Annotated in this window: 7 protein-coding genes; all 7 read right to left on the reverse strand. The window is 31.5% G+C overall.

Annotated elements, in window-relative coordinates:
* Positions 1 to 9: 9 nt before the first annotated feature.
* A complete protein-coding gene (gene mnmA / locus ABMA45_RS03195; protein ID WP_022088440.1) occupies positions 10 to 1083 on the reverse strand; it encodes a tRNA 2-thiouridine(34) synthase MnmA in 1074 nt (357 codons plus the stop codon).
* Between the two features lie 213 nt (positions 1084 to 1296).
* The gene (gene nifU, locus ABMA45_RS03200) at positions 1297 to 1734 is read right to left on the reverse strand and encodes a Fe-S cluster assembly scaffold protein NifU (RefSeq protein WP_022088441.1); all 438 of its coding nucleotides are present in this window, start codon (positions 1732 to 1734) and stop codon (positions 1297 to 1299) included.
* A gap of 31 nt (positions 1735 to 1765) precedes the next feature.
* A complete protein-coding gene (nifS, locus tag ABMA45_RS03205; RefSeq protein WP_022088442.1) occupies positions 1766 to 2947 on the reverse strand; it encodes a cysteine desulfurase NifS in 1182 nt (393 codons plus the stop codon).
* A 551-nt stretch (positions 2948 to 3498) separates the two neighbouring features.
* The gene (locus ABMA45_RS03210; RefSeq protein WP_022088443.1) at positions 3499 to 6447 is read right to left on the reverse strand and encodes a discoidin domain-containing protein; all 2949 of its coding nucleotides are present in this window, start codon (positions 6445 to 6447) and stop codon (positions 3499 to 3501) included.
* A 232-nt stretch (positions 6448 to 6679) separates the two neighbouring features.
* Positions 6680 to 7576: an Rpn family recombination-promoting nuclease/putative transposase gene (locus tag ABMA45_RS03215; protein WP_022088444.1), complete on the reverse strand. Its 897-nt coding sequence runs from the start codon at positions 7574 to 7576 to the stop codon at positions 6680 to 6682.
* A 123-nt stretch (positions 7577 to 7699) separates the two neighbouring features.
* Positions 7700 to 9952 (reverse strand): DUF262 domain-containing protein, encoded by a 2253-nt coding sequence (locus ABMA45_RS03220; RefSeq protein ID WP_022088445.1) that lies wholly within the window; start codon positions 9950 to 9952, stop codon positions 7700 to 7702.
* 38 nt (positions 9953 to 9990) lie between these two features.
* A partial coding sequence (locus tag ABMA45_RS03225) for an aminotransferase class V-fold PLP-dependent enzyme (RefSeq protein WP_348029906.1) occupies positions 9991 to 10883 on the reverse strand: 893 nt, incomplete at its 5' end.

Here is a 10883-nt window from a genome sequence, read left to right on the forward strand (position 1 = left end):
TCTTTCACTTTACTTAATTACTCCACCGCAATACACATAATCATCCATGTAAAATACTGCTGCCTGTCCCGGCGTTACAGCTCTTTGCGGCTCGTCAAATGTGCATTTAATTGTATTTTGATCTATTGCTTCAACAACACATGGTGCTCCTTTATGAGAGTATCGAATTTTTCCAACAAGTCTTACCGGTTCGTTTATTGATTCAACTGCCATATAATTTACATTCTCCACAATCACTTCTTTTGTAAATAATGCATCATTTTCACATAAAACGATTTCGTTTGTGTCCGCTTTGATTTCTTTTACAAACATTGGCTTACCAAATGTTACACCAAGTCCTTTTCTCTGTCCTATGGTGTAATGCGTTATTCCTTTATGTTTACCTACAACTTCGCCATCTTCTAATATAAAATTCCCGGGCATACATTTAGTATCTGACTCTTCTTCTATAAACGAAGCATAATCATGGTCCGGCACAAAGCAAATATCCTGGCTGTCAGGTTTGCTTGCCACTTCCAAACCAACCTTCTCTGCTATTTTTCTAATTTCATCTTTTGTGTATTCTCCCACAGGCATTAACGTATGAGCTAACTGTTCTTGAGTTAAATTGTATAAAGCATATGTCTGGTCTTTTTCGACTGTTACTGAATTTCTTATTGTATATCTGCCATTTTCCAATTTTATAATTCTTGCATAATGACCTGTTGCGATATAATCTGCCCCTATTTCCATGGAGCGCTTTAAAAGCGACTCCCACTTTACATAACGGTTGCAGGCAATACATGGATTTGGTGTTCTTCCATGCAAATATTCATCTACAAAATAATCTATAACATACTTTTTAAAATCAGTTTTAAAATTCATTACATAATATGGAATATCAAGTCTGAAAGCTACCCTTCTTGCATCGTCAACTGCTGACCAGCCACAACATCCACCTTCATGTTCCATTGTTATATTATCTTCATCCTGCCATATCTGCATTGTTGCTCCCATAACATCATATCCCTGCTCTTTAAGCAAATATGCTGCCACCGATGAATCAACACCGCCAGACATACCAACGACTACTTTTTCTGCCATAAAACTCTTATCGTTCCTTTCATTTTAAAATTACAAAAATTTTATTTTTCTTTTTTAGATATACTTTTTATATCCACATCATTTTATCATTATAAATGAAAAAAAGCGAGAGGTTAGTGAAGTAAACTATAAAGTTAACATCTTTTAACAACTATAATTTACAAAATCCTCTCACTTTTATAAATCCCAGGGTCCTATTTCAATTTTTGTAGTTTAATATTCTTCTTCCTCTTCTTTTTCACTGATGTCATTAACCGGCTTTTCAAGACCTTCAATCTTAATATTATGCTTTTCTGCATAATCCCATAATGCTGCGTGAATTGCCTCTTCTGCTAACAATGAACAATGTACTTTTACAGGTGGAAGTCCGTCTAACGCTTCCATAACTGCTTTGTTTGTTACCTCCAAAGCCTGCTGTATTGTTTTTCCTTTTACAAGCTCAGTTGCCATACTACTAGTTGCAACTGCTGCTCCACATCCAAATGTCTTAAACTTAACATCCTGAATTATTCCATTATCATCAATATCTAAATACATTCTCATGATATCGCCACATTTAGCATTTCCAACTGTACCAACACCACTTGCGTTTTCTATTTCACCGACGTTTCTTGGATTCATAAAATGATCCATAACTTTTTCACTGTACATAGTTTATCCTCCTTCTTTGAAATTTAAAATATTATTTATGTTTTGCTACGTAATCTGCATACAATGGTGACATTGCTCTTAATCTTTCTATAATCTGTTTCAAATTATCAATTACAAAATCTATTTCTTCTTTTGTGTTTTCCTCACTAATTGTAAGTCTGATTGAACCATGTGCAATTTCGTGTGGAAGACCAATAGCAAGTAATACATGTGAAGGGTCTAATGAACCTGATGTGCAGGCTGAACCACTTGATGCACATACGCCCTTTTGGTCTAATAATATTAACATTGATTCACCTTCTATGAATCTGAAACAGAAATTCATATTATTAGGAAGACGTTTTTTTCTGTCTCCGTTTAATCTTGTAAATGGAATTTCATTTAAAATTCTATCAATTGCATAATCTCTTAATTTTGTTTCGTACTCACTTCTTTCTTTAAGTGTGTCTCTTGCAATTTCAGTTGCTTTCTTTATTCCGACAATTCCAGGTACATTTAGTGTTCCGGCTCTTCTCTTTCTTTCCTGAGCTCCGCCATGAATAAATGAACCGATCTTTACACCTGTTCTGATGTATAAAAATCCTATTCCTTTAGGGCCATTAAATTTGTGACCACTAACACTTAGCATATCAATATTTGCTTCATCTACATCAATTGCAATATGTCCGTAAGCCTGTACAGCATCTGTATGGAATAAAATTCCGTGTTCTTTTGCAATTGCACCAATTTCTTTTATTGGTTCGATTGTACCAATTTCATTATTTGCTGTCATAATTGATATTAAAATAGTGTCCGGTCTGATTGATGCCTTTAACTGCTCTAAATCAACAATACCATTTTCATCTACATCAAGATATGTTACTTCAAACCCTCTTCTTTCAAGATATTCACATGTATGAAGAATTGCATGATGCTCAATCTTCGATGTAATAATATGTTTTCCTTTATTCGCATAAGCTTCTGCTGTTGCTTTTAATGCCCAGTTGTCAGATTCACTTCCACCTGCAGTAAAATAAATTTCCTGCGGTTTTGCATTTATAAAATCAGAAATTGTTACCCTTGCCTGATCTACAACCTTCTTAGCGTCATTTACAAATGAATACACAGAAGATGGATTTCCATACTGTTCCAAAAAATATGGTTTCATTTCTTCAAATACTTCAGGCAACACTCTTGTAGTTGCTGCATTATCCATGTATATGGTCTTGTTCATAACAGATACCTTACCTTTCCACAAACTTAAATCTATTGTTTTATTGTATATATTCCTAGTAAATTGATATGATTTACACTATGCATTATAACACGTTAATTCCTATTGTCAAGGTATGATTTGTAATACCTGGCATAGGTATATAAATTCTAGTTTCAAAGCGTGTTTGCAACAATTGTTAGAATTGAATATCTCACGAAATATATTTTATTCTCAATATTGCTTTTTCTTATAACGCACAATGCCAGAGTCAAAAGCCCGAAACTGCAATGTTCTTATTCATCACTAGTTTACGGCTTAGCGACTCTGGCATTAAATATATTTCTTATTATTTGTAAGTTTTAATTAAAATATGCACTGTTTTTAATATTCTTATGCATAATGATATCTTCTCTTCTATTTCTTAATTCATCACATTATGCAATGTAATAATACACATATTCACCTACTTCACCTTCACGTTTTACATATTTATTTTCCATTTGCAATATATTTTTTATTTATTATTTTTACAATTTAATTGTAGTATTTTGTGAATAAATATATGCCTTTTATTTGTTATACAACTGAAAATCATATAATCTTAGTGTTCCGACTCCGTCATCTGGTGTGAACACCTTAATCATTACATAACGTGCCTTCTGATTTCCTATGTTAAATGAAGCTACTGCTGAGTTATTGGATGCCTGATAATCTACTGATGTCCAATCATTATTATTGTTGGATATAAGTATCTCCCACTCTGTGGCATTTCCAAATCCTTCTTTGCTTTTTGTATTATAAATTGTATATGTATTAAATTCCTGCTCTTTTCCAAGGTCAATTTTTACCCAATGTTTTACTCCATTTAAGCTGTATTCTCCACTTGTTACATTTGAGCTTGTTGCGCACCACTTTGTATCCAGTTTACCGTCAATTAACTTATCAGCACTTTCATTGTCATTTGTATAACCTGAACATTCATAAACTTTTCCATTAAGACAAAGATTTGTTCCATCCGAAACTGTATTATTTAACTGTGCTGCTGTTTTGTTTCCATGTATTTTTTCTCCTACCATTGGATATTCAGGATTTGCAATTCCATCTATGTTTTCTGTTACCCAGTTATCTTCATAATTAGCAAATCCCTTAAATGTCCACGTTCCAGCCTTTAATTCCTCTACATATTTCTTTCTCAAGGATTCTATGCAGTCATATCCTGTAATCTGTTTTACAACATTGTTAAATGGTGTTGTTGTATCATATGGGTCATCTGTGTATGTTTTTCCTGTGTTGTTATCTTTGATAAGTTTATTAATACTATCAATTAATCCATATTTCAATGTTTCATCCGCATTTTTTCTCGTTGGGTATCTTGAATCCATATATGCAAAGAACCATTTGTTATTTCCGTATTGTTCGTATCCCCAATCCTGAAGAGTCTCATCTGTTGCTTCATATACTTGTACATACTTTGGATTTGACCAATGGAAATATCTAAATCCTCCGTAATTTGCCATGTTTTCCGTCCACCATGCAACATCATCTCCGTAATTCAATTTGCCACTGTATTGCTGAACTGAATGCGTAATTTCATGGGAAAAGAATCCAATGTCTGTTGGATGACTGTTAGCATATTTTGTTGATACACATACAGTTGTTCCCTGACAATATGCCACTCCACTATAATTTTTGTCTGCCTTAAATGTTATCGTTGTCGGTTCTGTTCCGTTTCCCCATCTCTGATATAATCTTGGGTAACTGTTATAAAACAATTTTGTAAGTTCTTCCAAATATCCGTCAACCGTCACATCATTCCAATCACCTGTAAATAAAATATCATATTTACTTGGGCTTACAGTTGCACCTCTAAGTGCTATTTCCGAAAGTTGAATAGAATTACCATAAGACGCCTTGACATCCATCTTGTAATATTTATATGAACCTGTCTTATCTACTGCATAATTGTATGTCTTATAATTTTCATCTTCCATACCACTTTCATTTACAACATCAATTTCTTCCCAGTTATAACCATCTTTCGAGCCGTATAAAATCCATGACTTTGGATTTCTTCCTTTGTATGTTGCATTGTCATTTGCTGTTGTAAGACTATAACTATATAATATAGTTTCCTGCTTCATTTTCCATGCAATACTAAAATTACCAGAAAATTCAAATAACTTTGTTGTTATATCGCTGTCAAATATGTTCGCCGGAATTTCATTTCCATTTCCTTTTGCAGTTGTCTGTTCATTATAAACGCTTTCGAAATAAGTCATTAAATCATCACCCATTTCATCAGTTACATCTGCTATATCTCCATGCAATGAAATCTCTGCTAACTGAAATCCATAGTAATTAGTTCCATTACCTTCAAACTGAATTAAAAAGTACTGAAAACTTTTTTGTACATCTGTTTCATATGTATATGTTTCTAAATTTTTAGCTTCAATTCCACTATCTGTCACAGTATCAATTTGTGTCCATGAAGTTCCATTATTTGAGCCATATAAATGCCATACTTTTGGATTTCTATATGAATAAGCTGCACTATCATTTGCTGTTGTAAGTGTATATTTTTTAAGTACTATTGGTTTTTCCATCTGCCATGCAATACGCAATGGGAATCCATTTAATGTACACATTTTTGTATTTATATTTCCGTCAAATAGTTTTTCCACTCCTTCATTTGCACTTGTAGAAACTTTTGTTGAGCTTGCAGCATCAACCTGACTAATATATGAATCTACATTTATATTCTTTGGATGTTCTTCTGTTTCAGCTTCCTCATGAAATTCTGTAGTTACTTCTTGTCGTTTTGTTGTTTCTTCTATTTTCGTAGTTGTCTCTTCCGGTCTTGTTTCCGGTGTCTTTGTTGTTTCTTTGATCTTTGTAGTTGTTTCTTCCTGCGTTGTTGTCTCTTTAATTTCCGTCGTAACTGGTACAATAGTGCTTTCTATTATTGATTCTGATTCTTCTGTTACTATAGGATAATCTTCCTCTTTAGTCGTAATTTCTTCTCTATTTTCCTTTGATGTAACCGGAATGTTTTCCTTTTCTGTTTGGTTTTCTTTGTCCTTTGATGTTACTTCCACTGTTGATGATTCTACAGATTTTGTTGTGAAAACAGAACTACCTTCTCCTGATTTATTTACAGTCTCCTCATTCGCTTTTAATTTTACCTTTAATGTAAATTTTTTATTACCATATATTGCTTTAATCTTAGCATTTCCGACTTTTCTTCCTTTAATTACAATTTTTTGTTTATATTTTCCCTTCTTTTTAATTGAAACATTCTTCTTGCCATATACAATTTTCCATACTACTCTGTGCTTTACTTTCTTTAAAATAATAGTTTTCTTTTTTCCTACTGATACTGTAACTGTTTTTTTATTAAGTTTAACTTTGCCTGTAGCTGCATTAACCGGTATTACACTATCAGGCACTAAACTTACTGTTAAAACTAATGCAAGAATAATTGCCAGCCCCTTTTTTACCAACTCATTATTTTTTTTCATGAAACCTCCTGCTTTTCCTTTTGCCTTTTCTAAATTTTAAAATTAAATCTATTTTAACATTATAAAGAATTGCATTCAATTTTGTTCATTTCACATTTTTTACTTTTTTTTCATTATTTTTACTATTTTCATATAGTACTTTGTCTTTTTATATCAAAATAACTTTATACTTTTATTAATTTCAAAAAATAGGCCGTCACTAAGTGAACAGCCTATTTTTAATCAAGTTCCATTATTCTGATATTTTTTCCAGTATTTTACCTATATCATATTTAGGCACCGTCTCTTCTGCTAATTTTTTTATTTTAGCAACCGCATCAACGCTCTCTTCAAGTTGCTGTGCTATCTGCTCACAACTTTCACCTTTGCTTAATTTTTTGCATACCAATGATATTAAAAATTCTTCCATACCAGCTTGTCTGCCAACACGTCTGCCTTCTTCTATTCCTGCCCTCATTCCTTCTTTCATACCCTCTTCACGTGCTAACTCTTTCTCATCCTCAAGCCATTCACTCAAACGCATATACTCCGTCCTCCATTCTGTACTTGATTTTATTCGTTCCACTTCTGATTTTAATATAACAGAAAACGAGTCATCAGTAAACTGGCTTCTAACTGCCCTAAGAAAAATTTTACAGTCCTCACTAATGTTTCCCATTTTTCCTTTTGTATTCATAAAAATGGTTGTTCTTCCCTCATTTAGATATAATCCTTCAACTTCTTCACATTTACTTGTAAATGTATACTTATATTGTTCTTCTCCAAACAAATCAAAATCACATATAAATATTACATATGTGTTGTTTAAATTCTTATATCTACAACCTTTCTCAAGTAAATCCAAATCTATCAAATCATGATAATATCTGCTTCTTTTTTTCAGATTATCTATATTTAGATTCTGCATTTCCACGCTATACACAGCGTCTTCACCTTTGATATATGCATCTAATCTTATGCCTTTAGCATCACTTCTTATAGATATGGTTTTTTCGTAATCTTTATACTCAACCTTCGAAACCTCAACACCAATTATTTCAGTTAGAATCTTCGTGCATAATCTTTCATTCATCATTGCTTTCTGAAAAATAAAATTATCAGAAAGACCTAATTGTTCCCACTTTTGCAAAAATACTCCTTCCATATTCCGGCCGAACTTTTAATTTTTATTAGAATATTCTATATTCAAAGTGTAACATTATTATTTAAATTGTGCAACATCTATATTATGTGATATTTTGTTGAATTTTCCCTATGCAAATGGCATTTTTTCATCATTTAATTTACGTGATAATATTGCTGTGAAATATTTTAATAATCTGTTTCTTCTCTCAGTAAAAAATTCTTCAACCGGAACTCTATATTTCACACTACCTCCCTCGCTTTTAGAATATCTATCATCCTGCAATAATTCTCTTACTTCTTCAATCATCCAATGATGTGGACTCATATTGTCGTAAAATTCTAACGCCATTTCTAATGGTCTATTATCCTTATTATTATTATCTTTACTATCAAGAATCATAAAATTGCCTATTGTATCAGTATATACGTTTCGTTGCTCACCTATATTTTTAGGTTTAAAATATTTTTCCTCTGCACTATGATTTATATTATCTGCCTCCATATGGTCTAATTGAATATCTGGGGTTCTAAAACTCCTGCCTGTTGCTAGTAATTCTAAATAATTATCTCTTTTTTCTGTGTTAAATAAATTAATAAATAAAACCTTTGCCTTTAAATCACTATCACCTTTCCCATATTTCCATGCATTAATCCATTTCAGAAATTCTTCTTTCATTGAATTCATTATTTCTAAAGAAATTGTATATGAAAATTCTTGTCTATTCACATTATTTAAAGATATTATTTTTTTAGCTTCCTGTCGAGGCATATCTGCGGATGGACAAAGTAATGCAAATCTCCATAATTCAAAAGCTATTTCATGTATTTTAATAAATTTTTCATTATTATTTTTATAATCTTTTATTATTTCATCTACATACTTACCAAATTCATCTATATTTATAGCTCCATCTGTTCCAGTATGATTATCAATATACTGTTTTACAATAACATTTATGAGTGCTGATAAAACACCATATTGCTTTAAAGCATTTAATAAGTGAAAAGTTTTGTATGTTATTGATTTTTCTACACTTATTTCTGCTTCCACACACTTCATATTTTTGTGTTGATAAGCTAATTCAACATTTTCCAATAAAATTGCAATCATCTGATATACACCTATATCATTTTTGATATCTACTGAATTATATTCGTTTTTGTTATTAAGATATTTATTTTCCAGAACCTCTCTATATCTTTCGCTATCATTGTATTTCAATGCATCATCAGCAGTAAAAAATACTGCTGCAAAATAAGATATCATCTTAGCTCTGTCTTTTCCTGTAATTGGAGTAAATACTTTTTCAACCCAAATTTCATCCACTTCTTCTATACACTCATCAACTGTATCATCATCTTCCTTTGTATGGTGACAATACCATTTATAAAACAAGTTTTTAATTAAATCTAAATCCTCTATATCTAAAGCTCTATCATTTAAAACCTCAAATAACGTATATGCATCATTTTCATTCCCTGTAATTATTACACAAAATTTAATATGTTCTAACATACTGTCGATTTCAGAAATTAATTCATTTGTGTATTCAATTGGACTTTTGCCTTTTATGGAAATTATATTACACAATCCATTAAACTCATATTTCATAGCATCTATATACTGTTTTACCAATTCATCCTCTTTTTGTTTAGCTACTCTACATTTAGGATTATGAACATCTGTTAAAAATATCACAAAGCTACTTAATGCTTCCTTCAACTTTTCATTGTATGATTCTCTATTATATTTTAACGACAAATCACATTTCTTCAATAATTTTTTTTGTTCAATATAATACTTATCAGCATATTCCATTTCGTCTGTTAAGTTTTTTTCAGGTAAGAAAACTGCTTTCTGATAATTTTCAAGTAAAATATCAAAAAGATTGTCCCCTTGCTCTTCTTCTGAAACTTTTTCTATTATCTCTGTATGAACTTTTTTCAAGCTTTCTTCTATTTTACTGCCAAAAAGTATATTACATATTTCTTCCAACTTTTGAAGAGCTGTATCTAATTTAGCAATTCTTTTTTTACTAAGCAATTCTTCTACATAAGCTCTCTGTAACAAAAATTCCAAATATGTAAATAAAAACATAGTTGTTATTCTTTGTTGCCCATCTATGACATCATGATTTTTTTCTGCTGAAACTACCATAACTGCTGATCCAACAAAGTATTCCTTTTTCCCTTTTTTCCCATCTTTTCCATTTTCTTCATTTTTCTTAAAATCATTAATTAAATTTTTTATATTATCTTCTCCCCATTTATAAGGTCTTTGATAATAAGGGATATTAACTCTCATAGGAACATTTTCCTTACTTCCCATTTCACTACATAAATTTTTTACATTACGTATTTCGGCTCCTTTTAAATCCATAGTTTTTTCCTCACACTTTCATTTGTTTTTACTACTTACTAACCTTCGTCAATTTCCTCCACTGCCATAATCAGCCTGTCCACATCATCTTTCGTGGTATATCTTCCAAGACTTGCCCTAACCACACCTACATAATCTGTGTCTGCCAAATATTCATGTACAAGTGGTGCACAATGATACCCTGTTCTAACGGCAATGCTGTAATCTTCATCAAGAATCATTCCTACATCTGACGCTTTATAACCTTTTATATTAAATGCCACAATTCCTACATGTGCATCTTTAGGTGGCAAATACATAACTACATTTCTATTTTTATTTAATTCAGAAATAAGATAATCCGTGAGTCCCTTCTCGTGTTTAAAATAATCTACACTTTCTTCTTTAATAACATCTGCTGCAGCATTTAGTCCTGCAACTGCAACTATATTTGGACTCGATGGTTCAAACATTCCCGGAATTGATGACGGCATATTCAAATTGAGTGAATCACTACCTGTTCCTCCTGCAATAAAAGGATTAATTTTTTCTCCTTTTCTCATATAAAATCCACCTATTCCAAATGGTCCGTACATATTTTTATGACCCGCAAACACAACAAAATCCGCCTGCATGTTAACCAAATCTATATCAATTAATCCTAGCGATTGTGAAGCATCTATAATCACCTTGCAATTGTATTTTTTTGCAATTTTCACAATCTGTTTTACCGGTAAAATATATCCTGTAACATTACTTATATGTGTTATAAACAACTTTGTCGGATTACTAACAGAAAATAAATATTCCATTTTTTCCAAATCAATTGTCATATTTTCTCTAATAACAGGTAATTGCTTAATTTCAAATTTATTTTCATCCTGGGCTTTTTTGAGCGGTCTCATTACTGCATTATGCTCAAATGGAGAAACAAAACATATGTCATTTTCAC

It is taken from the genome of Eubacterium sp. CAG:156 (assembly GCF_000434315.1).
GTDB classification, from domain to species: domain Bacteria; phylum Bacillota; class Clostridia; order Lachnospirales; family Lachnospiraceae; genus Eubacterium_U; species Eubacterium_U album.

Coding starts and splice junctions, on each gene's coding strand:
- mnmA (WP_022088440.1), bottom strand. CDS start 1,083: ATGGCAGAAAAAGTAGTCGTTGGTATGTCTGGCGGTGTTGATTCATCG.
- nifU (WP_022088441.1), bottom strand. CDS start 1,734: ATGTACAGTGAAAAAGTTATGGATCATTTTATGAATCCAAGAAACGTC.
- nifS (WP_022088442.1), bottom strand. CDS start 2,947: ATGAACAAGACCATATACATGGATAATGCAGCAACTACAAGAGTGTTG.
- ABMA45_RS03210 (WP_022088443.1), bottom strand. CDS start 6,447: ATGAAAAAAAATAATGAGTTGGTAAAAAAGGGGCTGGCAATTATTCTT.
- ABMA45_RS03220 (WP_022088445.1), bottom strand. CDS start 9,952: ATGGATTTAAAAGGAGCCGAAATACGTAATGTAAAAAATTTATGTAGT.